Below are 26,594 nucleotides of genomic sequence, written 5' to 3'. Positions count from 1 at the left end.
CACGCCGGGTCGTCCCTGAGGGCGATCCGGCGTGCGCACGGCGTCAGAAGCTGGCGCGCGCCAGTCGGTTGTAATGGCTGAGCAAACCGTCGTAACGGCGGGTCACGGCGTAGTAGTCCTCGCTCAAACGTTCGGGCTTGGCGTGGTTGTGCCAGTCGGCTTGCAGGGTGTTCAATGCCTCAAGATAGTTTTGCCCCGGCTCGCCGATGCGCAGCCACAGGTCCCGTGCGGCATCGGTCTTGTTCTGGAATCCACCCGTGCGCGGTGCGAGCCAGGGTTCGCGGCGGTTCCAGGCCTGTTGCAGCTTCGCGGTGGTATCGGCCAACAATTTCGGAGTGAGGGTGCGGTTTTTCATCGCTTCGTCGAGCACGTCGACGGTCTCCCGCGCCTGAATCATGTACGCCAGCAAGTACCAGTGAATGTCCCTGCCCAGACGCGCTTCGATCAGCTTGAGCTGTTCGGGACGCTGCGCGGCATCGAGGGACAGCAGGCTTTGCCGCAAAGCCGTGGAAGCACCGATGTATTCCTGTGAAACGCGCTCGATCGCCGCCAGCTCTCCAGTGGAGGGCTGTTGCGAGCTGGAGACGAAACTCGCCTCTCGGTAAAACCGCGTGGGTGCAATGGTGGTCGTGACGTGAGTCAGTGCCTGGACATACTCGTTGGTTTGTCGCGCCAGTTCAGGCTGCCAGGCCAACAGTTCGAGTTTTTCCGTGAGGCCCTGACCGCAGACATCGCGCTGAATGTCTCGCACATTGAATGCGTCGCTGTCGTCGAAATCATTGAGGCTCTTCAACCAGCGCTGGTCGCGGGGCAAGGGCGGTTGAGGGTTCTTGTAGCGGTCGTAGGCCGCTCGCCATTGCACGTCGATCCGGTTGACGCAGGCGATCACCGGGCTCAGGGCATTGGCCTGGGCGGTGACCGGCGCATCGCGCCCGTCCAGCCAGAGATCGAGTTGCAGGAAAGGACGGGTCGCACTCGTCAGCGCCATTATCACCAGCGCGAAGAAAATACCGAGGCAAAACATCATTCTCGAGCTCATGGGCGGGCCTCCTTGCCGTACCACTGTTCGACGGTGGCCGGTGCGCTGCATTCGGCGGTGGTGGCCGGCAAGCGACTGCACAGGCGTTCGGTCCAGGGTTGCAGGCCCTGATTGCGATTGACCGTGCCTTGGCTGGCGACCACTTTGAATACGCCGAGCACGAGGGCCAGCACCAGAATGCCGAAGATCGTCACGCCGACCTTCATGGCCGGACGGCTCTCTTCCCAGGACACCCGGGGCCTGGACTGCCAGCGGCGCACCAGTCCGAAGGTCGCCAGGGTCGCGGCGTACACCACGCCGGCAATCGGGCCGAAAAACCAGCCGAGCCCGGCCACCATCAGCGCGCCGGGCATGAAGTCGCGCAGTACGCCGAATGGCGGCGAGTCTTTGAGGAAGCGCGGGCAGAGGCCAGCGCTGAGCCGGTCATCCAGCCGCCATACGCGATGGGCAACGTTGTGCACCAGCCAATTGAGCCCGGCCACAATCACGCCGAACACCACGGTCGAGATCATGACGATATTGATCAGCCCGCTGAGGCGAATGCCCAGCGGAATGTAATGGGTGAACGCGCCGATCAGGCAGGCCAGCACCACGCCCACGTAGGTCGGCCAGTCATTGAAGCTCAGTTCCCAGTCGCGCCAGAAAAACGCTGTGCCGCCGGGCATCTGTGCGCAGACCTTGGGGTGGTTGGCGTAAAGCTCGGAGCTCAACTTGCGGCACTGCGCCCAGTCGTCCTCGTGCAGGCGTCGGGCCAGTGCGCGGCGGGCGCTGAACGAGCCGGTGCCCAGCAGCAGGCGGGCGGCGCGGTGCTCGGGGGTGACGGCGGGCTCCGTGGCCAGTTGTTGCTGGTGAGCCAGGAAAAGCGGCGCATTCTGACGAGCCAGCAGGCGTTGCCATTCTCCGTCAGGGCAGGGATTTGCGGTGCAGCCGTGCCAGCCTTGACCGGCGCGCACCCGTTCGAAAAGCTCGGGAGACCAGACTGGCGCATCCAGCAGCAAATGGCTGAGCATCCGGTTGAACCATTCCTGTTGCAGTGCATTCGCGAGCCAGTTGTGCTCCCCGCAACGCTCGTAGGCCTGGAGGAAACCTTCAACGTCTTCCCGTTCGAGGGCATCACGCATCGGTTGCGCAATACGCGCGCGTTGTTGATCCAGCAACAGGTCGATCGATATCTCGTCCAGCTCGAGGCGTTGCCAGGCGCTGAACCAGAAGAAGGTCGGGATGGCCCAGTCCACCAGCGTCTGCGAAGTCTCAGGGTGTTCAATGCAATGATGCAGCACCGTGTCTTCGAAGAAATGCGCGCAACCCTGTTCGAGGGTGACGGCATGGCGATGATTCAGCTCTTCAACGCTGAGCCCGTCCAGCGAACGGGTCGCCAATTGCAGGGCATCGACCTCGACCACGGTCAGGCCGCTCAGGTCCCAGGATTCTTCAATGCCCTGTTCCTGCTCTTCATCCTGATTCTGCTCGTGATACTGCTGCCATTCCTTGTACGCCAGCGCCTGCTCATAGGCATCGCGCAGCCGCTGGAAGCCCTCGGGGTCGTCGTCGGGGCGGGTCTGTTTGAGCAGGACGGCATATTGGCGTTTGATAGCGCGCACATCGGCGTCGGCCGACAGGCCAAGGACGGTCCAGCAACTCATTGCGATGACAACTCCATAAAACCCGCGACGCGATCCAGTGGTGGCATTGTGATGTTGCGCACCCTACCTGTTTCGCGTCGAAAAGTCCCCGTGTCTTGCTCAGTCGTCTTCGGCCATGCAGAAAATGCTCACGTTCTCGATTCGGGGGGCTCAGTGTTTTTTGGCTTGCTCGCGTATGCGTTCTTCCTGCTCTCGCAGTTCCGGCGTGAACTCGGCGCCGAAATCTTCCGCGCTGAACACCTGGCGAATCTCGATTTCCGATTCAGTGCCGGGCATGGGATTCGGGCAGCGCTTGACCCATTCGATGGCTTCTTCTTTGGATTTCACGTCCCAGATCCAGTAACCGGCGATCAGCTCTTTGGTCTCGGCGAACGGGCCGTCGATCACGCTGCGGTTTTCGCCACTGAAGCGCACGCGGGCGCCTTTGCTGCTGGGGTGAAGGCCGTCGGCAGAAACCAGGATACCGGCCTTGGCCAGCTGTTCGTTGTAGTTGCCCATGTCGGTCAGCAATTGCTCGCTGGGCATCACGCCGGCTTCGGAGTCGTGGCTGGCTTTGACAATGATCATGAAGCGCATGGTGTTTCTCCGCAGGTGAGTGAAGGATTCATGGCTTAGTCGAACGGCCGGGGTCTGAATCGACAGGTCGTTAAAGAAAAGCCGCAGATTGTCGCTTTCACAAGCTTCACTTCCTTTGGACACACGGCTGTGGCCGGCACTGGAGAGCGTGTATCCAGTTTTGTGTGCCAACACATGACAATTTCGGTTCAGGCATAGGTCGTCGGACAATTTCGTGGTTAACTTCCGCCTCTTGCATGCTTTCCCAACAACGTTAAGAAGGACTCCGTTCATGGCTCAAGTCACGCTCAAAGGCAACCCGGTTCAAGTCAACGGCCAACTGCCACAAGCCGGTTCCAAGGCGCCAGCCTTTTCCCTGGTAGCCGGCAATCTGTCCGACGTCACCCTGAAAGACTTCGCCGGCAAGCGCAAAGTGCTGAACATCTTCCCAAGCGTCGACACCCCGACCTGCGCCACTTCCGTGCGCAAGTTCAACGCCCAGGCCAACGAGCTGGCCAACACCGTGGTGCTGTGCATCTCGGCTGACCTGCCGTTCGCCCAGGCTCGCTTCTGCGGTGCCGAAGGCCTGGAAAACGTACAAAACCTGTCGACCCTGCGTGGCGCCGAGTTCATTCAGAACTACGGTGTGGCCATCGCTGACGGCCCGCTGAAAGGCCTGACCGCCCGTGCGGTGGTTGTTCTGGACGAAAACGACAACGTCCTGCACAGCGAACTGGTCAAGGAAATTGCAGAAGAGCCTGACTACGATGCGGCACTGGCTGTATTGAAATAAGTGTTCTGAAACAAGCGCTTTACAATTGTTAACGGCCTGGCCCTGTCCAGGCCGTTTTCATTTGTGTATCAGTGTTTTGCCTCACACCTTGAAACGTAAGTGGAAGGTAAATTGCCGGTAAAGCTGCTTTGCTAAATCCCGGCCAGTGCTTATCGTTCAGCCTCCCGTAAAAGAAGCCCACGCGCCCAATGGTTAATCAGTCCATGCAATCGTCTTCCCGAAACTCCCGTCGCTGGCTGTTGAGCCTGCTTGTCCTGCTGGTCATTGCCGGTCTGTGCTGGAAATTCTGGCCGTCCGGTTCGACCCACAAGGAGGGCGGCGAGAAGGCGCAGGCCGGCCACACCGGTCGTTCGGGGATGATGCGTCCGGGCTTCGGCGGCGCTGCGGGGCCGATTCCGGTGCGCGTGGCGCCGGCAGTCACCGGGGACTTCCCGCTGTACTACAAGGCCCTGGGCACGGTGACGGCGCTCAACACCATCAATGTGCGCAGCCGGGTCGGTGGCGAACTGGTGAAGATTTATTTCGAGGAAGGGCAGATGGTCAAGGCCGGCGACCTGCTGGCGGAGATCGATCCGCGCCCGTACCAGAACGCCTTGCTCCAGGCCGAAGGCACCTTGCTGCAGAATCAGGCGCAATTGAAAAACGCTCAGGTCGACGTCGAGCGCTATCGCGGCCTGTACAAGGAAGACAGCATCGCCAAGCAGACGCTGGACACCGCTGAAGCGCTGGTCGGCCAATACCTCGGCACCGTGAAAACCAATCAGGCGGCGGTCAACGACGCCAAGCTCAATCTCGAATTCACCAAGATCCGTGCACCGATCGCCGGTCGCGTCGGCCTGCGTCAACTTGACGTCGGCAACCTCGTGGCGGCCAACGACACGACCTCCCTGGCGGTCATCACTCAGACCCAACCGATCAGTGTCGCCTTCACCCTGCCGGAAAATAGTCTGGACACCGTGCTCGCCCGCTATCGCAGCGGCGCCAAACTGCCGGCCGAAGCCTGGGATCGCGGCGACACCAAACTGCAGGCCACTGGCGTGCTGCAAAGCCTCGACAACCAGATCGACGTGACCACCGGCACGCTGAAATTCAAGGCGCGCTACGAAAACCGCGATCAGTCGCTGTTCCCCAACCAGTTCGTCAACGTTCACTTGCTGGCTGACACCTTGAAGGGTGTGGTGCTGGCGCCGTCGGCGGCCATTCAGTTCGGCACCAACGGCACTTTCGTCTACGCGCTGGACGGTGACAAGAAAGTCACCATCCGCCAGTTGAAGATCGGTGCCAGCGACGGCGAAAACACGGTGGTCACCGAAGGCCTCGCGGCCGGCGACCGGGTGGTGCTGGAAGGCACCGACCGCCTGAAGGAAGGCAGCGAAGTGGAAGTGGTCAACGAGAGCAAGGATGTGCCGACCACCCCGACCGAACACCTGCAAGGCAAGTCCGCCGCCACCGCGCCTGACGCCACGGTCACTGACAAGGCCAAGAAGGGCGCATGAACATTTCGCGCCTGTTCATCCTCCGTCCGGTCGCCACCACGCTGAGCATGCTGGCCATCGTGCTGGCCGGTCTGATCGCGTATCGCCTGCTGCCGGTTTCGGCTTTGCCGCAGGTCGATTACCCGACCATCCGGGTCATGACCCTGTATCCGGGCGCCAGTCCGGACGTGATGACCAGCGCCGTCACCGCGCCGCTGGAACGCCAGTTCGGGCAGATGCCGGGCCTGACGCAAATGGCCTCGACCAGCTCCGGCGGAGCGTCGGTGCTGACCTTGCGTTTCAGCCTCGACATCAACATGGACGTCGCCGAACAGCAGGTGCAGGCCGCGATCAACGCCGCGACCAACCTGTTGCCGACCGACTTGCCGGCGCCGCCGGTGTACAACAAGGTCAACCCGGCGGACACCCCGGTGCTGACCCTGGCCATCACCTCGAAAACCATGCTGCTGCCCAAACTCAATGATCTGGTCGATACGCGCATGGCGCAGAAAATCGCCCAGATCAGCGGCGTCGGCATGGTCAGCATCGCCGGCGGCCAGCGTCAGGCGGTGCGGATCAAGGTCAATCCGGAGGCCCTCGCGGCCAATGGCCTGAACCTGTCGGACGTGCGCACGCTGATCAGTGCGTCCAACGTCAACCAGCCCAAGGGCAACTTCGACGGCCCGACCCGGGTGTCGATGCTCGACGCCAACGACCAGCTGACGTCGCCCAAGGATTACGCCAACCTGATCCTGGCCTACGCCAACGGCGCGCCGCTGCGGCTCAAGGATGTCGCGCAGATCGTCGACGGTGCCGAAAACGAGCGTCTGGCGGCGTGGGCCAACCAGAATCAGGCTGTTCTGCTGAACATCCAGCGTCAACCGGGCGCCAACGTGATCGAGGTGGTCGACCGGATCAAGGCACTGCTGCCGAGCATCACCGACAACCTGCCGGCCGGTCTCGACGTGGTCGTGCTGACCGACCGCACCCAGACCATCCGCGCCTCCGTCACCGATGTGCAACATGAGTTGCTTATCGCCATTGCGCTGGTGGTGATGGTGACGTTCCTGTTCCTGCGCCGCGCCAGTGCGACGATCATTCCGTCGGTGGCCGTGCCGCTGTCGCTGATCGGTACGTTCGGCGTGATGTACCTGGCCGGTTTCTCGGTCAACAACCTGACGCTGATGGCATTGACCATCGCCACCGGTTTCGTGGTCGACGATGCGATCGTGATGCTGGAGAACATCGCGCGTTTCATCGAGGAGGGCGACAGTCCGATGCAGGCCGCGCTCAAGGGCGCGAAGCAGATCGGTTTCACCCTGATTTCCCTGACCCTGTCGCTGATTGCGGTTCTGATTCCGCTGCTGTTCATGGCCGATGTGGTGGGGCGGTTGTTCCGCGAATTCGCCATCACCCTGGCGGTGGCGATCCTGATTTCCCTGGTGGTCTCGCTGACCCTGACGCCGATGATGTGCGCGCGTCTGCTCAAGCGTGAGCCGGAAGCACATGAGCAGGGCCGTTTCTACCGCGCCAGTGGTGCGTTCATCGACTGGATGATCGCCGCTTACGGGCGCAAGTTGCAGTGGGTGCTCAAGCATCAGCCGCTGACCCTGCTGGTGGCCATCGGCACACTGGCCCTGACCGTGTTCCTTTATATGGTGGTGCCCAAGGGCTTCTTCCCGGTGCAGGACACCGGGGTGATCCAGGGCATTTCCGAAGCGCCGCAGTCGATTTCCTTTGCCGCCATGGGCGAGCGTCAGCAGGCGCTGGCCAAGGTGATTCTGGAAGATCCGGCGGTGGAAAGCCTGTCGTCCTACATCGGTGTCGACGGCGACAACGCCACGCTCAACAGCGGTCGGTTGCTGATCAACCTCAAGCCCCATGGCCAGCGGGATCTGACGGCGACTGAAGTGATTGCCCGCCTGCAACCGCAACTGGACAAACTGGTGGGCATCCGCCTGTTCATGCAGCCGGTGCAGGACCTGACCATCGAAGACCGCGTCAGCCGTACCCAATACCAGTTCAGCATGTCGTCGCCGGATTCCGAATTGCTCAGCCTGTGGAGCGGCCGTCTGGTCGAGGCCCTGGCCCAGCGCCCGGAACTGACCGACGTCGCCAGCGACTTGCAGGACAAGGGCTTGCAGGTGTTCCTGGTGATCGACCGCGACGCCGCTTCACGATTGGGCGTGTCGGTGTCGAACATCACCGATGCGCTGTACGACGCGTTCGGCCAGCGGCAGATCTCGACCATCTACACCCAGGCCAGTCAGTACCGCGTGGTGCTGCAGGCTCAGGCCGGGGAGAAGATCGGCCCGCAGGCGCTGGATCAGATTCACGTCAAGACCACCGACGGCGGTCAGGTGCGATTGTCGAGCCTGGCCCACGTCGAGGAACGGCAGGCGCAACTGGCGATCACCCACATCGGCCAGTTCCCGGCGGTGATGATGTCGTTCAACCTCGCACCCGGCGTGGCGCTGGGGCATGCGGTGGACATCATTGAGCAGGTGCAGAAGGACATCGGCATGCCGATCGGCGTGCAGACCCAGTTCCAGGGCGCCGCCGAAGCGTTCCAGGCATCGCTGTCGAGCACCTTGCTGCTGATTCTGGCGGCGGTGGTGACCATGTACATCGTGCTCGGCGTGCTCTACGAGAGCTACATTCACCCGATCACCATTCTCTCGACCTTGCCGTCGGCGGCGGTCGGGGCCTTGTTGGCGTTGCTGCTCAGTGGCAATGACCTGGGGATGATCGCGATCATCGGCATCATTCTGCTGATCGGTATCGTGAAGAAGAACGCGATCATGATGATCGACTTCGCCCTCGACGCCGAACGCACCCAGGGCATGGCGCCGGAGCAGGCGATCTATCAGGCGGCGCTGTTGCGTTTCCGGCCGATTCTGATGACGACGCTGGCGGCGCTGTTTGGCGCGGTGCCGTTGATGCTGGCCACCGGCTCCGGCGCTGAATTGCGTCAACCGCTGGGTCTGGTGATGGTTGGCGGGTTGCTGGTGAGTCAGGTGCTGACACTGTTCACCACCCCGGTGATCTACCTGTACTTCGATCGTCTCGGCCGGCGCTGGGGCCGTGCTCCTTCGGCCGTGGAGCCGGTGGAACAGCCATGAACCTGTCCGGTCCTTTCATCAAGCGCCCGGTGGCGACCATGCTCCTGAGCCTGGCGATCATGCTGCTGGGCGGTGTGAGCTTCGGCCTGCTGCCGGTGTCGCCGCTGCCGCAAATGGATTTCCCGGTGATCGTGGTGCAGGCCAGCCTGCCCGGCGCCAGTCCGGAGGTCATGGCGTCCACCGTGGCCACGCCGCTGGAGCGCTCGTTCGGCGCCATCGCCGGCGTCAACACCATGAGCAGTCGTTCCAGCCAGGGCTCGACCCGGGTCATCCTGCAATTTGATCTCGACCGCGACATCAACGGCGCGGCGCGGGAAGTGCAGGCGGCGATCAACGCCTCGCGCAACCTTCTGCCGAGCGGGATGCGCAGCATGCCGACCTACAAGAAGGTCAACCCGTCGCAGGCACCGATCATGGTGTTGTCGCTGACTTCGGACGTACTGGAAAAAGGCCAGCTCTATGACCTGGCCTCGACCATCCTGTCCCAGAGCCTGTCTCAGGTGCAGGGCGTCGGTGAAGTGCAGATCGGCGGCAGCTCGTTGCCAGCGGTGCGCATCGAACTCGAACCCCAGGCGCTGAACCAGTACGGCGTGGCGCTGGACGATGTGCGCAAGACCATCGCCGAAGCCAACGTGCGCCGGCCAAAGGGCTCGGTCGAGGACGATCAGCGTCTGTGGCAGATCCAGGCCAACGATCAACTGGAGAAAGCCAAGGATTACGAATCGCTGATCATCCACTACAACGGCGGCGCGGCCCTGCGCCTGAAAGATGTGGCCAAGGTCAGCGACGGCGTGGAAGACCGCTACAACAGTGGTTTTTTCAACGATGACGCGGCGGTGTTGCTGGTGATCAACCGTCAGGCCGGCGCCAACATCATCGAGACGGTCAACGAGATCAAGGCGCAGCTGCCAGCGTTGCAGGCGGTACTGCCGGCCAGCGTCAAACTGAACCTGGCGATGGATCGCTCGCCGGTGATCAAGGCCACCTTGCACGAAGCGGAAATGACCCTGCTGATTGCCGTGGCCCTGGTGATTCTGGTGGTGTTCCTGTTCCTCGGTAATTTCCGCGCGTCCCTGATTCCGACGTTGGCGGTGCCGGTGTCGCTGGTCGGCACCTTTGCGGTGATGTACCTCTACGGATTCTCGCTGAACAACCTGTCGCTGATGGCGCTGATCCTCGCCACCGGGCTGGTGGTGGACGACGCCATCGTGGTGCTGGAGAACATTTCCCGGCACATCGACGAAGGCGTCAAGCCGATGAAGGCCGCGTACCTCGGGGCCAAGGAAGTCGGGTTTACCCTGCTGTCGATGAACGTCTCGCTGGTGGCGGTGTTCCTGTCGATCCTGTTCATGGGCGGGATCATCGAAAGCCTGTTCCGCGAATTTTCCATCACCCTGGCGGCGGCCATCGTGGTGTCGCTGGTGGTTTCGTTGACGCTGACCCCGATGCTCTGCGCCCGCTGGCTCAAACCCCATAAGCCGGGTGAGGAAAACCGCCTGCAACGCTGGAGCCGCCGCACCAACGACTGGATGGTCGGCAAGTACGCCACCAGCCTCGACTGGGTATTGCGCCACCGTCGCCTGACCTTGCTCAGCCTGATCATCACCGTCGGAGTGAACGTCGCCCTGTATGTGGTGGTGCCGAAGACCTTCATGCCGCAGCAGGACACCGGCCAGTTGATCGGTTTCGTGCGCGGTGACGACGGCCTGTCGTTCAGTGTGATGCAGCCGAAAATGGAGACGTTCCGCCGCGCCGTGCTCAAGGACGAAGCGGTCGAGAGTGTGGCCGGGTTCATTGGTGGCACCAACGGCACCAACAACGCCTTCATGCTGGTGCGCCTGAAACCGATCAAGGAGCGCAATATCTCGGCACAGAAGGTCATCGAGCGTCTGCGCAAGGAAATGCCCAAGGTGGCCGGTGCGCAACTGATGCTGATGGCCGACCAGGACTTGCAGTTCGGCGGCGGTCGCGAGCAGACCACTTCGCAGTACAGCTACATCCTGCAAAGCGGTGATCTGGGTGAGTTGCGCGAGTGGTACCCGAAAGTGGTCACCGCGCTCAGGGCCTTGCCCGAGCTGACGGCCATCGACGCCCGGGAAGGCGCGGGCGCGCAGCAGGTGACATTGATTGTCGACCGCGATCAGGCCAAACGCCTGGGCGTGGACATGGAAATGGTCACGGCGGTGCTCAACAACGCCTACAGCCAGCGGCAGATTTCCACGATCTACGACAGCCTCAACCAGTATCAGGTGGTGATGGAGGTCAATCCGAAATACGCCCAGGATCCGGTGACGCTCAAGCAGGTTCAGGTGATCACCGCCGACGGTGCGCGGATTCCGCTGTCGACTTTCGCTCATTATGAAAACAGCCTGGAAGACGACCGGGTCAGTCACGAAGGCCAGTTTGCTTCCGAGAGCATTTCCTTCGACATGGCCGAAGGCGTGACGGTGGAGCAGGGCAGTGCCGCCATCGAGCGGGCGATTGCCAGGCTTGGTCTGCCGGAAGACGTGATCGTGAAAATGGCCGGCACCGCCGATGCATTCGCCGCCACCCAGAAGAGCCAGCCGTTCATGATCCTCGGTGCGCTGCTGGCGGTGTATCTGGTGCTGGGCGTGCTGTATGAGAGCTACATTCACCCGCTGACGATTCTGTCGACGCTGCCATCGGCCGGGGTCGGCGCGTTGCTGTCGATCTATGTGCTGGGCGGCGAGTTCAGCCTGATCTCGCTGCTCGGGCTGTTCCTGTTGATCGGGGTGGTGAAGAAGAACGCGATCCTGATGATCGACCTGGCGCTGCAACTGGAACGCCATCAAGGCATGGCGCCGCTGGAATCGATTCGCAGCGCCTGTCTGCAACGCCTGCGGCCGATCCTGATGACCACGCTGGCGGCGATCCTCGGCGCGTTGCCGTTGCTGTTGGGCCGGGCCGAAGGCGCGGAAATGCGCCAACCGCTGGGCCTGACCATCATCGGCGGGCTGATTTTCAGTCAGGTGCTGACCCTTTACACCACGCCTGTGGTTTACCTCTATCTCGACAAGTTGCGCCATCGTTTCAACAGGTGGCGTGGCGTGCGCACCGATGCCGCTCTGGAAACTCCGCTATGAATGACCGTTCGCTTATCCAACTGGCCAGTGTCCGCGGCTCGCGTCTGCTGAGCCTGTCTCTGTGCGTGGCGATGCTCAGTGCCTGCGCCGTCGGCCCGGACTACCAGCGCCCGCAGACCGCCGAAATCGCCCAGTACAAGGAAGCCGAAGGCTGGCGTCAGGCCAATCCGAGCGATTCCCTGGCACGCGGCGCCTGGTGGGAGCTGTATGGCGATCGTCAGCTCAACCAACTGATCGAGAAGCTCAACAGCTCCAACCAGACCGTCGCCCAGTCCGAGGCCCAGTACCGTCAGGCCCAGGCTTTGGTGCGCAGTGCACGCGGGGCGTTTTATCCGAGCGTTGATCTGAGTGCCGGCAAGACCCGCTCCAGCCAGGGCACCGGCAGCAGCAGTTCGAGCCTGAGCAGTTCCTCCAGCGGCATTCGTGACACGTACAACGCGCAACTGGGCGTGAGTTGGGAAGCCGATGTCTGGGGCAAATTGCGTCGGGGCCTGGAAGCCAATGAAGCCAGTGCCCAGGCGAGCTACGCCGATCTGGCGGCGATGCGTCTGAGCCAGCAGTCGGAGCTGGTGCAGAACTACCTGCAATTGCGGGTGATCGATCAGCAGAAACGCCTGCTCGAATCGACAGTGGCGGCGTACGAGCGCTCGCTGAAAATGACCATGAACCAATACAACGCCGGGGTTTCCGGGCGTGACGCGGTGGCGCAGGCACAGACCCAGCTGAAAACCACCCAGGGCGATCTGGTCGACCTGATCTGGCAACGGGCGCAGTTCGAAAACGCCATCGCGGTACTGACCGGCCAGCCGCCTGCCGAATTCAACATTGCCGAGACTCAGGACATTCCCAAGCTCCCGCAGATCCCGCTGAGCCTGCCGTCGCAGTTGCTCGAACGCCGTCCGGACATTGCCTCGGCGGAGCGCTCGGTGATCGCTGCCAACGCCAACATCGGCGTGGCCAAGGCTGCGTACTACCCGGATTTCAGCCTGAGCCTGAGCGGCGGCTACAGCAGCAGTACCTCGCAGAACCTGATCAGCCTGCCGAACCGCTTCTGGTCGGTGGGGCCGAAAATGACCCTGCCGCTGTTCGATGGCGGCATCCGCTCGGCCGAAGTCGATCGCACCGAGGCAGTGTACGACCAGACCGTGGCCAAATACCGCCAGACCGTGCTCGATGGTTTCCGCGAAGTGGAAAACTATCTGGTGCAGTTGAAGGTTTACGAGGATGAAGCGGCCGTGCGTCAGGAAGCCCTCGAAGCGGCACGGGATTCGTTGCGCCTGACCGAAAATCAGTACAAGGCCGGGGTGATTGCTTATCTCGACGTGGTGACGGTGCAGGCCACGGCGTTGAGCAACGAGCGCAGTGTGTTGAACGTGTTGCAGAGCCGTTTGATTGCCAGCGTGCAGTTGATTGCGGCGTTGGGTGGTGGGTGGGATGGGCAGTTGGAAACCACTGATAACCGCTGACGCAGCGCCATGATCGTTCCCACGCAGAGCGTGGGAACGATCTGCGGGCGAGGGCGGACGCTCTGTCAAAGCAGCACTCCAGAGTCTTGTCAGACGATCAAACAAGCGTTTCATCGGCTTGATGGCCATTTGATTACTTTGTCAGTGCGTTCTTCCGCGCAATCAGTACAATCGCCGCATTTGGCCCCGCCGAGAACGGACGCAGTACGGCGGGGTGGTCACGAGAATCCTCATGCTCATCGGTAGCTATTCCTTCACGCTGGTTTTCATTTCGCTGTGTGTGGCGATCCTCGCTTCCTACACCGCGCTCGACCTCACCGGGCGCATTGCTACTGCCAAGGGCCGCGCCGTGCATTTGTGGACGGCCGGAGGGGCGTTTGCCATGGGCATCGGCGTCTGGTCGATGCACTTCATTGGCATGCTGGCATTCAAGCTGCCGATCAGCCTCGGTTACGACATTTCAATCACGGCGCTCTCATTGCTGATTGCCGTGCTGTCCTGCGGTTTTGCCCTGTGGCTGGTCAGCCAGCCGAAACTGCCGGCCTGGCAGCTGGCCTTTGGCGCGTTGATCATGGGCGCCGGCATCAGCGCCATGCACTACACCGGCATGGCCGCGATGCGCATGCAACCGGGCATCGACTACGATCCGACGCTGTTTGGCGCCTCGCTGTTGATCGCCGTCGGCGCCTCGGCAGCAGCGTTGTGGATCGCCTTCCGCCTGCGTCAGCAATCACCTTACGTGCGGCTGTTTCGCGCAGGTGCGGCGATTGTCATGGGCGTGGCGATTGTCGGCATGCACTACACCGGGATGGCGGCGGCGCGGTTTCCCGACGGCAGTTTCTGCGGTGCGGCGCTCGGTGGCCTGAACGGCAACGGCCTCGACAATCTGGTGCTGATCACCACGCTGGCGGTACTGGCCATTGCGCTGCTGACTTCGATTCTCGACGCGCGTCTTGAAGCCCGCACGGCTGATCTGGCCCATTCGTTGACCGTGGCCAACCGCGAACTCACCCAACTGGCCCTGCACGACCCCTTGACCGGCCTGCCGAACCGGATGTTGCTGGACGACCGGATCAATCAGGCGATGAAAAAGGTCAATGAGCAGGGTGGCTGCTTTGCGCTGATGTTCATCGATCTGGACGGCTTCAAACCGGTCAATGACGCTTTCGGTCACCACATGGGGGACCAGTTGCTGCGCGAAGTGGCGGTGCGCTTGCGTGAAGATTTGCGCAGCCTCGACACGCTGGCGCGGATCGGCGGCGACGAGTTTGTCCTGCTGGTGCGTCTGGCCGAACCCAACGATGCACTGGGCCTGGCGGCACGTCAGGTCGGCCTGATCGCACAGTCGTTCCGGGTCGCCGAACATGAGCTGCAGATTTCTGCCAGCGTCGGCATCGCCCTGTACCCCGGCAACGGGGAGAGCGCCCAGGAACTGTTGATGAACGCTGATGCCGCGATGTACCACGCCAAGGGCGGCGGCAAGAATGGTTACAGCTTCTTCGACGTTTCGATGAACAGTAACGCGCGCAAGCAATTGCAACTGTTGCAGGACCTGCGGGCAGCACTGGAGCACAGCGAGTTCTGCCTGCATTACCAACCCAAATTCCACGCCGCTGACGGTCACCCGGTCGGTGCCGAAGCGTTGTTGCGCTGGGAGCATCCGGTTCACGGCATGCTGATGCCGGACACGTTCATCGATCTGGCAGAGAAAACCGGTCTGATCATTCCGATTGGCGAGTGGGTGCTCAACGAAGCCTGCCGGCAGATGCGCGAGTGGTATGTACTGGGCCACACCGAATGGCGGATCGCGGTGAACCTGTCGGCGTTGCAGTTCTGCCACGCCGGACTGGTGCGCAGCGTGGCCAAGGCCCTGGCCACCCACCATTTGCCGGCCAACAGCCTGACCCTGGAAATCACCGAAACCACCGCCATGAGCGACGCCGATGCGAGCATGACGGTGTTGCAGGAGCTGTCCGACATGGGCGTCGATCTGTCCATCGACGATTTCGGCACGGGCTATTCCAGCCTGATGTATCTCAAGCGCCTGCCGGCCAACGAGCTGAAGATTGATCGCGGTTTCGTCCGTGATCTGGAACATGACAGCGACGATGCGGCGATCGTTTCGGCAATCGTCGCCCTCGGTCAGGCACTCGGTCTGCGCATCGTGGCTGAAGGAGTGGAGACCGACTCGCAACAGGACTTCCTCACGCAACTGGGCTGCGATTCACTGCAAGGTTATCTGCTCGGTCACCCGATGCCGGCGGATCGCTTTCTGCAGGATGTCGCGCGCGGCAAACCATTGGCGGTGAGCTGAGCCGCTAATCGCAGGTCATGCAAAACCCTGCAATGACGGTTATTCTTGCCCCGACTGTTACGTGTGTATCGGGGGAAAGGCCAGCATGGATAAAGTCATTGTGATCACCGGCGGTGGTCGTGGAATTGGCGCCGCCACCGCGCTGTTGGCTGCCGAGCAAGGCTATCGGATCTGCATCAATTACCAGACGGACGAACAGGCCGCCCACCATGTGCTCGATCAGGTTCGGGAACGCGGCGCCACGGCCATTGCCGTCCGTGCTGACGTCAGTATCGAAGACGAAGTGATCGCGCTGTTTCATCGGGTCGACACAGAGCTGGGCCGGGTCACTGCCCTGGTGAACAACGCCGGCACCGTGGGGCAGAAATCCCGGGTCGACGAAATGTCCGAATTCCGCATTCTCAAAATCATGAAAACCAACGTGCTGGCGCCGATTCTCTGTGCCAAGCACGCGATCCTGCGCATGTCGCCCAAACACGGCGGGCAGGGCGGCAGCATCGTCAACGTTTCTTCGGTCGCCGCGCGGCTGGGTTCGCCTAACGAATACGTCGATTACGCAGCGTCCAAAGGCGCGCTGGATACGTTCACTATCGGTCTGTCAAAGGAGGTGGCGGGCGAGGGGATTCGGGTGAACGCGGTGCGTCCGGGCTACATCTATACCGATTTCCACGCCTTGAGCGGCGATCCGGATCGGGTCAGCAAGCTGGAGTCGGCGATCCCGATGGCCCGGGGCGGACGGCCGGATGAGGTGGCTGAGGCAATTGTCTGGTTGCTGTCGGACAAGGCCTCGTATGCCACCGGGACTTTCGTCGATCTCGGCGGCGGGCGTTAGACCTCTATGATCGTTCCCACGCTCCGCGTGGGAATGCAGCCCGGGACGCTCCGCGTCCCTTCCAGAGCTGGAACGCGGAGCGTCCCTTGAGGCATTCCCACGCGGACGGTTCGACGCCTCGACGTGGGAACGATCATCGTCTAGGCGTTGAACTGGTTGCGTGGGAACGATCAGCGGTCTTTCAGAACGACCGCACAATCCGCCCCAAGGTCTCCATCGCCTTCTCCGTATCCTCGGTCCACGGGCTGCCGTAGTTCAGTCGGATGCAATTGCGAAAGCGCTGGGTCGGCGAAAAAATCGGCCCCGGCGCGATGCTGATCCCCTGCGCCAACGCCATCTGAAACAACTTCAACGAGTCCATCTGTGGTGGCAGTTCCAGCCACAGGAAGTAGCCGCCGGCCGGTTGGCTCACGCGCGTCTGCGCCGGGAAGTAACGGGCGATGGCCGCGAGCATCGCGCTTTGCTGTTCTTCGAGGGCGTAGCGCAGTTTGCGCAGGTGACGGTCGTAGCCACCGTGTTGCAGATAGTCGGCGATGGCCGCTTGGGCCGGCATCGAGGCGCACAGCGAGGTCATCAGCTTCAGCCGTTCGATCTTTTGCGCGTAGCGCCCGGCGGCGACCCAGCCGATGCGATAGCCGGGGGCCAGACTCTTGGCGAACGAGCCGCAATGCATCACCAGCCCTTCGGTGTCGAAGGCCTTGGCCGGTTTCGGCGCCTGCTGGCCGTAATAGAGTTCGGCGTAGACGTCGTCTTCGATCAATGGCACTTGATGCTGTTTCAGCAGTTCCACCAGTTCCTGTTTCTTGGCCTCGGGCATGGTCGCGCCCATCGGGTTCTGGAAACTGGTCATGCACCAGCAGGCCTTGATCGGGTGCCGCTCGAGCGTCTGGGCGAGCACGCCGAGGTCGATGCCGTCGCGCGGGTGAACAGGGATTTCCACGGCTTTGAGTTTCAGCCGTTCCAGCACTTGCAGGCTGGCGTAGAACGCCGGGGCTTCGATGGCCACCAGATCGCCGGGTTCGGTCACCGCTTGCAGGCACAGGTTGAGCGCTTCGAGGGCGCCGTTGGTGATCAGCAGTTCTTCCATCGGCAGCATCAGGCCGCCGACCATGTAGCGCAGGGCGATCTGCCGACGCAGTTGCGGGTTGCCCGGCGACATGTCGGTGACCACCATGCGCGGGTCCATCTCCCGGGCGGCGCTGGCCAGCGAGCGGGACAGGCGTTGCAGCGGAAACAGGGTCGGGCTGGGGAATGCCGAGCCGAAGGGCACGGTGCTTGGGTCTTTGATCGACTCGAGCACCGAGAACACCAGTTCGCTGACGTCGACCTTGGTGGACTCGTTGACTTGGCTGCTGATCACCGGCTCCGAGAACGGGCTCGGGGCGTGCGTGTTGACAAAGTAGCCGGAGCGCGGCCGGGCGCGGATCAGGCCGCGACGTTCCAGCAGGTAGTAGGCCTGGAACACCGTGGACGGGCTGACGCCGTAAGTCTGGCTTGCGTAGCGCACCGACGGCACCCGCTGACCGGGGCCGAGGACGCCGGAGCGGATCAGTTCAGCGATGTCGTCGGCGAATTTTTCGTAGCGTTTCATCGGGGGCCTTGGTGCTGGTTGAATGTGTAGAGTGTCAGGGAAAAGCCCCCTCACCCTAGCCCTCTCCCGGAGGGAGAGGGGACTGAACGAGTTGTTTGTTTGAGTTACGCCGACTTGAAAGTCCGGAGTCGAACTCGGGTTTGCAAGCAACTGAGATCTGCTCCCTTTCCCCCTCGCCCCCTCGGGGGAGAGGGCTGGGGTGAGGGGGGAGATTCTAACGGCTCACCGATTCATCGGCGCAACAAACCGGCTCTTCGCCACGCTATAAATCTCAGGCTCATCACTGTCGGCAATCTTGAAGCTCAAGGTCTGCGAACTGCTGGCCGCGCGTTCCGTGGTCATTGCCACCGACACCGGCACATCGACGATCTCGCCCGGCGCCAGGCTCAGCTCGGTCTTGCCTTGCAACTGGAAGCCGTCGCCGTCCACCAGGCTCAGGTTGTAGTCCTGGCGTTGCTGGGTCTTGTTGATGACCTTGAGGGTGTAGATGTTTTCGATCTGGCCCAGACCGTTTTCACGGAACAGACCACGGTCCTTGGTCACGTCCAGCGACACCATTGGCCGTTCGACCAACGCCAGAGCGAGGGCGCCGATCATCACCACCAGTACCGCGACGTAGCCGATCAATCTCGGGCGCAGCAAGTGCGTCTTGCCACCCTGCAATTCACGCTCGGAGGTGTAGCGGATCAGGCCGCGGGGGTAATTCATCTTGTCCATGATCGAATCGCAGGCGTCGATGCACGCCGCGCAGCCGATGCATTCCATTTGCAGGCCGTCACGGATGTCGATGCCGGTCGGGCAGACCTGCACGCACAACTGGCAATCGATGCAATCGCCGAGGCCGGCTTCGGCCGGTTTCACCTCGCGTTTGCGCGGGCCACGGTTTTCGCCACGGGCGGCGTCGTAGGAAATGGTCAGGGTGTCCTTGTCGAACATCACGCTCTGGAACCGCGCATACGGGCACATGTGCATGCACACCGCTTCGCGCAGCCAACCGGCATTGATGTAGGTGGCGGCGGTGAAAAACAGCACCCAGAACAGACTGACGCCACCGATCTGCAAGGTCAGCAGTTCTTCGGCCAGCGGCCGGATCGGGGTGAAATAGCCGACGAAGGTCAGCCCGGTCAGCACGCTGATCGCCAGCCACAGCGTGTGCTTGGCCGCACGCCGTGCGAGTTTGTTCAGGCTCCACGGTGCCGCTTGCAGCTTGATGCGCTGGTTGCGCTCGCCCTCGGTGATCTTCTCGCACCACATGAAGATCCACGTCCACGAACTCTGCGGGCAGGTGTAGCCACACCAGACCCGGCCGGCGAACACAGTAATAGCGAACAGGCCGAACGCGGCGATGATCAGCAGCGCTGACAGCAGAATGAAATCCTGCGGCCAGAAGGTTGCGCCAAAGATGTGGAATTTGCTTTCGGAAAGGTCCCAGAGCACCGCCTGACGACCGCCCCAGTTCAGCCACACCGTGCCGAAAAACAGCAGGAACAGAAACCCCGCACCGCTCATGCGCAAGGTGCGGAACAGGCCGGTGAAGCTGCGGGTGAAGATCTGGTTGTCGCTGGTGGCGTGTTTCGCCTTCATTGGGCGCGCCGGTACTTTTTTTATCCGGGGAGATGCTTCTACGGTTCGGACGGGGATTCGTTCGCTCATGGTCGTTCGCTCATCAGCCTCCATCAGGCCGATGAACTATGAGCGTCGATCTGTTTGCATAACAGACTCAGGTATTTCAATAAAAAGCGTATCAGATGACATTTGCACGCACGCCTGCGACAACTTGAAGCAGCCCGCAGGCCAAGGCGCAGATGCCTATCCCAGACGCCTGAGCCGGTTCTTGACCGGGGTCAGTCAAATCACCGAATCACTGTCGTCGGCCTTCAGGTGTTTGCGTCCATCCCGGGCGCCTGCGACGGTCAATGCATCCGCTTCGGCTTCGGTAACGTAGATGCGCCGTCCTTCCACCTCGACGAACGACATGGCTTTTTCGCTATCTGTCCTGACTTCCAGCGTGTCGCAGATACGAATCTCCTCACCATTTTCCACGGTGAAAAAACAGACTTTCGAGTCCGGATTGCTTTCATCGATACGAAGGGGCATGGGGTAGTCCTTTTTCACAGGGGATCTGAACCTTTAGGGCTTGCGCTGCGCCGATCGTTCTACGCAACCGATTAATGGTCGGCGCTGTCCATCCTTTATCAATTCATTACAAGGACTGGACGATGAACGCCTGGTGGCATGAAGTGTGGGAAACCCTGCAAGCGGAATTCGCCGACATCGGCGACGCCTCGCAGCTGACCCGGATCACCGTGCGCCTGCTGATGGCGGCGATATTGGGCGGGATTCTCGGCTTTGAACGTGAACACAAGGGCAAGGCCGCCGGGGTGCGAACGCACATGCTGGTGGCACTCGGCGCGGCGCTGTTTGTACTGGTGCCGCAATTGTCCGGGTCCCAGGCCGACGCCATGAGCCGGGTGGTACAAGGTGTTATTGCCGGGATCGGCTTTCTCGGCGCCGGCACCATCCTCAAGAACCACGAAGGTGACGAAGGCCACGTCAAGGGCCTGACCACCGCCGCCGGCCTGTGGATGACCGCCGCCATCGGCGTCGCGGCCGGGTTGGGCCGCGAGGCGACGGCGCTGCTCAGTACGTTGCTCGCTTTGGGGATCTTCAGTGTCATGCCACGGATCGTCAGAGTCTTCGAAAAGGATCACATCGAAAAAGACCGCATCGAGAAAGACCACAACGACCCGCGCTGATCAGACGATTACCGGCGGCATGGTCGTCGGCGGTTCTTCCTTGGGCGGGGGCGTGGAGCCAGGCGGTTCCTGTTCGGGAATCGGTTGCGGCTCGGTCTCGGGCAGGGTCGGTTTGTCGATGTTCGGATCGGGTGTTTCGGCTGGAATCGGGATAGTCATCGGGTGAACCTCCGTGTGGCACTTGGCGTGGGAAGTGCTTAAGTGGATTGACCACTTCACTGCGAAATCGATCCGATTTTGTGGCGGGGCAAATCCCTGTGAACTTTTCCCGGCGTCAGTCGCTCGGAACCTGAGAGAGTTCATCATCGGGCGCAGGCCCGGCCGTGACCGCCAAACAGGCAAACGAGCGTCCTTGGGGCGTTAAGGAGAGATGCTCAATGACTGCTGAAAAACCCTCGGAACAGAGCTACAACCCGCATATACCGCTGTCGCAGGCCCTGCTGCTGCCGCGCATCGTCATAGAAAACACCGCGCCGACCCTCGACGGCGGACAGTTCGCCGTCAAGGCAATCGCAGGCCGGGAGATCGTCGTCACCAGCAAGGTGTTCGCTGACGGTCACGACAAACTGGCGGTGCGCATCCGCTGGCGCGAAGAGGGCGATGAAACCTGGCAAACCGAGGTCATGTCCGATCAGGGCAATAACGGCTGGAAAGGCGTTTTCCAGCCACAGCGCGTGGGCCGATATCTGTTTCTGATCGAAGCCTGGATCGACCAGTTCGCCAGTTTTCAATACGAACTGGAGAAGAAACACTCCGCCGCCGTTCCGGTCAGCCTCGAGCTGCAAGAAGGACGCACCATGGTGCAGCAAGCTGCCGAGCGCAGCGAAGGTCAGCTGAGCGAACAACTGGCAGCCTTGCACCACGAATTGTCCGGACTGCTCGAAACCGAGCAGGTTGCGTTGTTCCTGCACTCGCGCAGTGCGCAACTGATGGCCGAGGCCGATCACCGCGCCTACCTGAGCATCAGTGCGGAATTCCCGGTGGACGTTGAGCGCGAACTGGCGGAATTCGCCAGTTGGTACGAACTGTTTCCCCGCTCGATCACCGACGATCCCGCCCGCCACGGCACCTTCAATGATGTGCACTCGCGCCTGCCGATGATTCAGGACATGGGTTTTGACGTGTTGTACTTCACGCCGATCCACCCGATTGGCCGCAGCCATCGCAAGGGCCGCAACAATTCCCTGACCGCCGGCCCGGACGATCCCGGCAGCCCGTATGCGATCGGCAGCGAGGAGGGTGGCCACGAAGCGATTCACTCGCAGCTCGGCACCCGTGAGGACTTCCGTCGGCTGGTAGCTGCTGCCGCAGACCACGGTCTGGAAATCGCCCTCGACTTCGCCATCCAGTGCTCCCAGGATCACCCGTGGCTCAAGGAGCATCCGGGCTGGTTCAACTGGCGGCCGGACGGCACGATCAAATACGCAGAGAACCCGCCGAAGAAATACCAGGACATCGTCAACGTCGACTTCTATGCGCCGGAAGCAATTCCGAGCCTGTGGGTCGAGTTGCGCGACATTGTGGTCGGCTGGGTGCAGGAGGGCGTGAAGATCTTTCGCGTCGACAACCCGCACACCAAACCGCTGCCGTTCTGGCAATGGTTGATCGCCGATGTACGCACCCTGTACCCGGAAGTGATTTTCCTCGCCGAAGCCTTCACCACCCCGGCGATGATGGCGCGGCTGGGCAAGGTCGGTTACACCCAGAGCTACACCTATTTCACCTGGCGCAACACCAAGGCCGAACTGGCGACCTATTTCAGCGAGCTCAATGAGTCGCCGTGGCGCGAGTGCTACCGGCCGAATTTCTTCGTCAATACCCCGGACATCAACCCGGCGTTCCTGCATGAATCGGGACGTCCCGGATTTCTCATCCGCGCGGCGCTGGCGACCATGGGCTCGGGCCTGTGGGGCATGTATTCGGGGTTCGAGCTGTGCGAATCGGCGCCGGTGCCGGGCAAGGAGGAATATCTTGATTCGGAGAAGTACGAGATCCGCGTCCGCGACTTCAACCAGCCCGGCAACATCATTGCGGAGATCGCCCAGCTCAACCGCATCCGCCGGCAGAATCCGGCGCTGCACAGTCATCTGGGCCTGAAGATCTACAACGCCTGGAATGACAACATTCTTTATTTCGGCAAGCGCAGCGCAGACGGCAGCAACTTCATTCTGGTCGCCGTCAGCCTCGATCCGCATAACGTGCAAGAGGCGAATTTCGAGCTGCCGCTGTGGGAAATGGGCCTGCCGGACGATGCCACCACCCACGGCGAAGACCTGATGAACGGCCATCGCTGGGACTGGCACGGCAAGTACCAGTTCATGCGGATCGACCCGGCGTATCAGCCGTTCGGAATCTGGCGGATCACTTCTTCCTGATCGACTTGATCGGTTCCTGATCGTTCCCACGTCGAGGCGTCGAACCGTCCGCGTGGGAATGCCGCCATGGACGCTCTGCGTCCGCTTTGGGACGCGGAGCGTCCCGGTATGCATTCCCACGCAGAGCGTGGGAACGATCAGCGATCTGCGCAGGACGCCCTTATTGAATTCAACAGGAGTTTCACATGGCGAAGAAACCCAAGGCAGCCACCTTCATCAAGGACCCGCTCTGGTACAAGGACGCGGTCATCTATCAAGTTCACGTCAAATCCTTTTTCGATTCGAATAACGACGGAATCGGCGACTTTCCCGGCCTGATCGCCAAACTCGATTACATTGCCGATCTTGGCGTCAACACCATCTGGCTGTTGCCGTTCTACCCCTCGCCACGTCGCGACGATGGTTACGACATCGCCGAATACCGAGGCGTCCACAGCGATTACGGAACGATGGCCGACGCCAAGCGTTTCATTGCCGAGGCGCATAAACGCGGGTTGAGGGTCATCACCGAGCTGGTCATCAACCACACGTCCGATCAGCACCCGTGGTTTCAGCGCGCGCGCAAGGCCAAGCCCGGTTCGGCCGCGCGGGACTTCTATGTGTGGTCGGATGACGACCAGAAATACGACGGCACCCGGATCATTTTTCTCGACACCGAAAAGTCCAACTGGACCTGGGATCCGGTGGCCGGTCAGTACTTCTGGCACCGCTTCTATTCGCACCAGCCGGATCTCAACTTCGATAACCCGCAAGTCATGAAAGCCGTGCTGTCGGTGATGCGCTACTGGCTGGACATGGGCATCGACGGCCTGCGCCTGGATGCGATTCCGTACCTGATCGAACGCGACGGCACCAACAACGAAAACCTCCCGGAAACCCACGACGTCCTCAAGCAGATCCGTGCCGAGATCGACGCCAACTACCCCGATCGCATGCTGCTGGCCGAAGCCAATCAATGGCCGGAAGACACCCAGCTGTACTTCGGTGACACCGACGCCGAGGGCGTGAATGGTGACGAGTGTCACATGGCGTTCCACTTCCCGTTGATGCCGCGCATGTACATGGCGCTGGCCCAGGAAGATCGCTTCCCGATCACCGACATCCTGCGTCAGACCCCGGAAATCCCGGCCAACTGCCAATGGGCGATTTTCCTGCGCAACCACGATGAGCTGACGCTGGAGATGGTGACCGACAAGGAGCGCGACTACCTGTGGAACTACTACGCCGCTGACCGTCGTGCGCGGATCAACCTTGGCATCCGCCGCCGTCTGGCGCCGTTGATGGAGCGTGACCGCCGCCGCATCGAGCTGCTGAACAGTCTGCTGTTGTCGATGCCCGGCACGCCGACCCTGTATTACGGCGATGAAATCGGCATGGGCGACAACATCTACCTCGGCGACCGCGACGGTGTACGCACGCCGATGCAATGGTCGATCGACCGCAACGGCGGTTTCTCCCGCGCCGATCCGGCCAGTCTGGTACTGCCGCCGATCATGGACCCGCAATACGGTTATCAATCGGTCAACGTCGAAACCCAGGCCGGTGACCCGCATTCGCTGCTGAACTGGACTCGCCGCCTGCTGGCGGTGCGCAAGCAATCCAAGGCATTCGGGCGCGGCACGCTGAAAATGCTTTCGCCGGCCAACCGCCGGGTGCTGGCCTACACCCGTGAATACACCGGGCCGGACGGCAAGCACGAAATCATTCTGTGCGTGGCCAACGTGTCGCGCAGTGCTCAGGCTGTGGAGCTCGACCTGTCGGCCTACGTTGGCATGGTGCCGGTGGAGATGCTCGGCGGGAATGCGTTCCCGCCCATCGGCCAGTTGAGTTTCCTGCTGACCCTGCCGCCTTACGGTTTTTACTGGTTCGGCCTGGCGGCGGAAAACCAGATGCCGAGCTGGCACGTCGAACCGGCGCAGAGCCTGCCGGACTTCACCACGCTGGTACTGAAAAAACGCATGGAAGAGCTGCTCGAAGCGCCGTCCCGGGCCACCCTCGAGCAGGCGATTCTGCCGAGCTGGCTGCAGAACCGCCGCTGGTTCGCCGGCAAGGACACTGCCATCGAACACGTGAAGCTGGCCTACGGCGTGCGCTTCGGCGATGCACAGCATCCGGTGCTGTTCAGCGAAATCGAAGTGCAGAGCGGCGGGCAGACCAGTCGTTATCAATTGCCGTTCGGCTTCATTGCCGAAGATCAGGTCGGGCCGGCGTTGCCGCAACAACTTGCCCTGGCCCGAGTGCGCCGGGTGCGCCAGGTCGGGTTGATCACCGATGCTTTCAGCCTTGAAGCGTTTGTTCGCGCGGTGCTGCAAGGCATGCAGGGCGGCACGGTGCTCGAATCCAGTGACGGCGAGATCCGTTTCGAGGCAACGCCGCATCTGGAAACACTCGGCCTGGGTGCTGAATCCGAAGTGCGCTACCTGTCTGCCGAGCAATCCAACAGTTCGGTGGTGATCGGCAACAGTCTGGTACTTAAGCTGATCCGAAAAGTCGCGTCCGGCGTACACCCGGAACTGGAGATGAGCGCTTACCTGACCGCTGCAGGATTTGCCAATATCTCTCCGCTGCTGGGCTCGGTGATTCGCCGTGGCATCGATGGCGAGGACAACCTGCTGATGATTGCGCAGGGTTATCTGAGCAATCAGGGCGATGCCTGGGAATGGACGCAGAACAACCTCGAACGGGCGCTGCGCGACGAGCTGGCCGACGCCGTGTCCGAGCAGGCGCAGCACTACAACGCCTTGGGTGAGCTGAAGGATTTCGCCGGGATGCTCGGCCAGCGTCTGGGGGAAATGCATCAGGTGCTGGCAGCGCCGAGCGACAACCGGGACTTCGCGCCGCAAGTCAGTTCGGCCAAGGATGCGCAGGCGACGGGTAAGGATGTCGCGGCGCAGGTCGAGCATGCGCTGAAGCTGCTCAAACAGCATCAGGGCGAACTTGATGCGGCGGATCAGAAGCTTGTGGCTCGGCTGCTCGAGCACAAAAAAACCATTCTGGCCCATGTGCAGGAACTGGCAAAACGTTCGGCTGGCGGGCTGCGGATTCGTGTCCACGGCGATCTGCATTTGGGACAAGTGCTGGTGATCAAGGGTGATGCGTACTTGATCGACTTTGAAGGTGAACCGGCGCGGCCATTGAGCGAGCGCCGAGGCAAGCACAGCCCGTACAAGGACGTCAGCGGGGTGCTGCGTTCCTTCGACTATGCCGCAGCCATGGCCCTGAACGTGCACAACGTCGACAACAGTCCCGAGACTGAAGCCGCGCGTCGCCGGGTCACGGAGCGGTACTTGCGTGAAGCACGGGACGCGTTTCTCCAGGCATATCGCCAAGCGGCAGCTAGTCTTGATCATGCCTGGCAGGATCCTGAAGGTGCCGACGCCGCGCTGGCGTTGTTCGGTCTGGAGAAAGCGGCCTACGAAGTGGCCTATGAAGCCGAAAATCGCCCCACCTGGCTGCCCGTGCCGCTGCACGGTCTGTACGGGTTATTGACGGGGCTAAAACCCTTTTCCGATCTTGGTGGAGAGTAGTC

At 61.6% G+C, this 26,594-nt stretch carries 17 protein-coding genes; 10 read left to right on the top strand and 7 right to left on the bottom strand.

Going from position 1 to position 26,594, the window contains the following annotated elements:
- Window positions 1-43: 43 nt before the first annotated feature.
- The 3 genes from AWU82_RS08190 to AWU82_RS08180 form a co-directional block, all read right to left on the bottom strand.
- Window positions 44-1,039 carry a DUF3829 domain-containing protein gene (locus AWU82_RS08190; RefSeq protein WP_064381825.1) on the bottom strand — a complete coding sequence of 332 codons (996 nt, stop codon included), beginning with the start codon at window positions 1,037-1,039 and terminating at the stop codon, window positions 44-46.
- Window positions 1,036-2,682, bottom strand: a complete 1,647-nt coding sequence (locus AWU82_RS08185) for a J domain-containing protein (RefSeq protein ID WP_064381824.1) — start codon at window positions 2,680-2,682, stop codon at window positions 1,036-1,038. The genes AWU82_RS08190 and AWU82_RS08185 overlap by 4 nt, the downstream gene beginning before the upstream one ends.
- A 150-nt stretch (window positions 2,683-2,832) precedes the next feature.
- Complete coding sequence (locus tag AWU82_RS08180; RefSeq protein WP_064381823.1) at window positions 2,833-3,258, bottom strand: YciI family protein; 426 nt, start codon at window positions 3,256-3,258, stop codon at window positions 2,833-2,835.
- A 271-nt stretch (window positions 3,259-3,529) separates the two neighbouring features.
- Here AWU82_RS08180 and tpx point away from each other — a divergent pair, with 271 nt between their 5' ends.
- The 7 genes from tpx to AWU82_RS08145 all read left to right on the top strand — a co-directional run bounded on the left by tpx (window position 3,530) and on the right by AWU82_RS08145 (window position 16,343).
- Window positions 3,530-4,030: a thiol peroxidase gene (tpx, locus tag AWU82_RS08175; protein WP_064381822.1), complete on the top strand. Its 501-nt coding sequence runs from the start codon at window positions 3,530-3,532 to the stop codon at window positions 4,028-4,030.
- A gap of 188 nt (window positions 4,031-4,218) precedes the next feature.
- Window positions 4,219-5,526, top strand: coding sequence for an MdtA/MuxA family multidrug efflux RND transporter periplasmic adaptor subunit (locus tag AWU82_RS08170; RefSeq protein ID WP_064381821.1), 1,308 nt, complete (start codon window positions 4,219-4,221; stop codon window positions 5,524-5,526).
- Complete coding sequence (locus tag AWU82_RS08165; RefSeq protein WP_007955054.1) at window positions 5,523-8,627, top strand: MdtB/MuxB family multidrug efflux RND transporter permease subunit; 3,105 nt, start codon at window positions 5,523-5,525, stop codon at window positions 8,625-8,627. The genes AWU82_RS08170 and AWU82_RS08165 overlap by 4 nt, the downstream gene beginning before the upstream one ends.
- Window positions 8,624-11,731 carry an efflux RND transporter permease subunit gene (locus AWU82_RS08160; protein ID WP_064381820.1) on the top strand — a complete coding sequence of 1,036 codons (3,108 nt, stop codon included), beginning with the start codon at window positions 8,624-8,626 and terminating at the stop codon, window positions 11,729-11,731. Before AWU82_RS08165 ends, AWU82_RS08160 begins: the two co-directional genes overlap by 4 nt.
- Window positions 11,728-13,197 carry an efflux transporter outer membrane subunit gene (locus AWU82_RS08155; protein ID WP_064381819.1) on the top strand — a complete coding sequence of 490 codons (1,470 nt, stop codon included), beginning with the start codon at window positions 11,728-11,730 and terminating at the stop codon, window positions 13,195-13,197. The genes AWU82_RS08160 and AWU82_RS08155 overlap by 4 nt, the downstream gene beginning before the upstream one ends.
- Window positions 13,198-13,429: 232 nt before the next feature.
- Window positions 13,430-15,511 (top strand): putative bifunctional diguanylate cyclase/phosphodiesterase, encoded by a 2,082-nt coding sequence (locus tag AWU82_RS08150; RefSeq protein WP_064381818.1) that lies wholly within the window; start codon window positions 13,430-13,432, stop codon window positions 15,509-15,511.
- A gap of 85 nt (window positions 15,512-15,596) precedes the next feature.
- A complete protein-coding gene (locus AWU82_RS08145) occupies window positions 15,597-16,343 on the top strand; it encodes an SDR family oxidoreductase (RefSeq protein ID WP_039772394.1) in 747 nt (248 codons plus the stop codon).
- Between the two features lie 181 nt (window positions 16,344-16,524).
- Here the strand turns inward: AWU82_RS08145 and mapR are convergent, their stop codons facing one another.
- The 3 genes from mapR to AWU82_RS08130 all read right to left on the bottom strand — a co-directional run bounded on the left by mapR (window position 16,525) and on the right by AWU82_RS08130 (window position 20,031).
- Window positions 16,525-17,934, bottom strand: a complete 1,410-nt coding sequence (gene mapR, locus AWU82_RS08140) for a GntR family transcriptional regulator MpaR (RefSeq protein ID WP_064381817.1) — start codon at window positions 17,932-17,934, stop codon at window positions 16,525-16,527.
- Between the two features lie 222 nt (window positions 17,935-18,156).
- Entirely contained in the window at window positions 18,157-19,587 is a 1,431-nt protein-coding gene (ccoG, locus tag AWU82_RS08135; protein WP_064381816.1) for a cytochrome c oxidase accessory protein CcoG, read from the bottom strand.
- Window positions 19,588-19,782: 195 nt separating this feature from the next.
- Window positions 19,783-20,031, bottom strand: coding sequence for a DUF3203 family protein (locus AWU82_RS08130; RefSeq protein ID WP_011333950.1), 249 nt, complete (start codon window positions 20,029-20,031; stop codon window positions 19,783-19,785).
- Window positions 20,032-20,153: 122 nt separating this feature from the next.
- On the opposite strand from AWU82_RS08130, the gene AWU82_RS08125 reads away from it, so the two are divergent.
- A complete protein-coding gene (locus AWU82_RS08125; protein ID WP_041475257.1) occupies window positions 20,154-20,690 on the top strand; it encodes an MgtC/SapB family protein in 537 nt (178 codons plus the stop codon).
- On the opposite strand, the gene AWU82_RS08120 is transcribed toward AWU82_RS08125, so the two are convergent.
- Window positions 20,691-20,849 carry a hypothetical protein gene (locus tag AWU82_RS08120; RefSeq protein WP_170928915.1) on the bottom strand — a complete coding sequence of 53 codons (159 nt, stop codon included), beginning with the start codon at window positions 20,847-20,849 and terminating at the stop codon, window positions 20,691-20,693. It abuts the gene before it with no gap.
- Between the two features lie 218 nt (window positions 20,850-21,067).
- On the opposite strand from AWU82_RS08120, the gene AWU82_RS08115 reads away from it, so the two are divergent.
- Both AWU82_RS08115 and treS read left to right on the top strand, forming a co-directional pair.
- Window positions 21,068-23,065 (top strand): alpha-1,4-glucan--maltose-1-phosphate maltosyltransferase, encoded by a 1,998-nt coding sequence (locus AWU82_RS08115; protein ID WP_064381815.1) that lies wholly within the window; start codon window positions 21,068-21,070, stop codon window positions 23,063-23,065.
- A 185-nt stretch (window positions 23,066-23,250) separates the two neighbouring features.
- A complete protein-coding gene (gene treS, locus AWU82_RS08110) occupies window positions 23,251-26,592 on the top strand; it encodes a maltose alpha-D-glucosyltransferase (protein ID WP_064381814.1) in 3,342 nt (1,113 codons plus the stop codon).
- The last annotated feature ends 2 nt before the right edge of the window (window positions 26,593-26,594 follow it).

Origin of the sequence: Pseudomonas glycinae (assembly GCF_001594225.2) — a bacterium.
Lineage (GTDB): Bacteria > Pseudomonadota > Gammaproteobacteria > Pseudomonadales > Pseudomonadaceae > Aquipseudomonas > Aquipseudomonas glycinae.
The sequence above is the reverse complement of the archived record's forward strand: the minus strand, read 5'-3'. Positions and strand labels throughout refer to the sequence as shown.

Excerpts from the sequence above, each read along its gene's own strand:
- AWU82_RS08130 (WP_011333950.1), bottom strand. The coding sequence starts at position 20,031 with ATGCCCCTTCGTATCGATGAAAGCAATCCGGACTCGAAAGTCTGTTTT.
- AWU82_RS08185 (WP_064381824.1), bottom strand. The coding sequence starts at position 2,682 with ATGAGTTGCTGGACCGTCCTTGGCCTGTCGGCCGACGCCGATGTGCGC.
- AWU82_RS08120 (WP_170928915.1), bottom strand. The coding sequence starts at position 20,849 with ATGACTATCCCGATTCCAGCCGAAACACCCGATCCGAACATCGACAAA.
- AWU82_RS08170 (WP_064381821.1), top strand. The coding sequence starts at position 4,219 with ATGGTTAATCAGTCCATGCAATCGTCTTCCCGAAACTCCCGTCGCTGG.
- AWU82_RS08125 (WP_041475257.1), top strand. The coding sequence starts at position 20,154 with ATGAACGCCTGGTGGCATGAAGTGTGGGAAACCCTGCAAGCGGAATTC.
- AWU82_RS08180 (WP_064381823.1), bottom strand. The coding sequence starts at position 3,258 with ATGCGCTTCATGATCATTGTCAAAGCCAGCCACGACTCCGAAGCCGGC.
- AWU82_RS08160 (WP_064381820.1), top strand. The coding sequence starts at position 8,624 with ATGAACCTGTCCGGTCCTTTCATCAAGCGCCCGGTGGCGACCATGCTC.
- AWU82_RS08145 (WP_039772394.1), top strand. The coding sequence starts at position 15,597 with ATGGATAAAGTCATTGTGATCACCGGCGGTGGTCGTGGAATTGGCGCC.
- treS (WP_064381814.1), top strand. The coding sequence starts at position 23,251 with ATGGCGAAGAAACCCAAGGCAGCCACCTTCATCAAGGACCCGCTCTGG.
- AWU82_RS08190 (WP_064381825.1), bottom strand. The coding sequence starts at position 1,039 with ATGAGCTCGAGAATGATGTTTTGCCTCGGTATTTTCTTCGCGCTGGTG.
- AWU82_RS08115 (WP_064381815.1), top strand. The coding sequence starts at position 21,068 with ATGACTGCTGAAAAACCCTCGGAACAGAGCTACAACCCGCATATACCG.
- AWU82_RS08155 (WP_064381819.1), top strand. The coding sequence starts at position 11,728 with ATGAATGACCGTTCGCTTATCCAACTGGCCAGTGTCCGCGGCTCGCGT.
- ccoG (WP_064381816.1), bottom strand. The coding sequence starts at position 19,587 with ATGAGCGAACGAATCCCCGTCCGAACCGTAGAAGCATCTCCCCGGATA.
- AWU82_RS08165 (WP_007955054.1), top strand. The coding sequence starts at position 5,523 with ATGAACATTTCGCGCCTGTTCATCCTCCGTCCGGTCGCCACCACGCTG.
- mapR (WP_064381817.1), bottom strand. The coding sequence starts at position 17,934 with ATGAAACGCTACGAAAAATTCGCCGACGACATCGCTGAACTGATCCGC.
- AWU82_RS08150 (WP_064381818.1), top strand. The coding sequence starts at position 13,430 with ATGCTCATCGGTAGCTATTCCTTCACGCTGGTTTTCATTTCGCTGTGT.
- tpx (WP_064381822.1), top strand. The coding sequence starts at position 3,530 with ATGGCTCAAGTCACGCTCAAAGGCAACCCGGTTCAAGTCAACGGCCAA.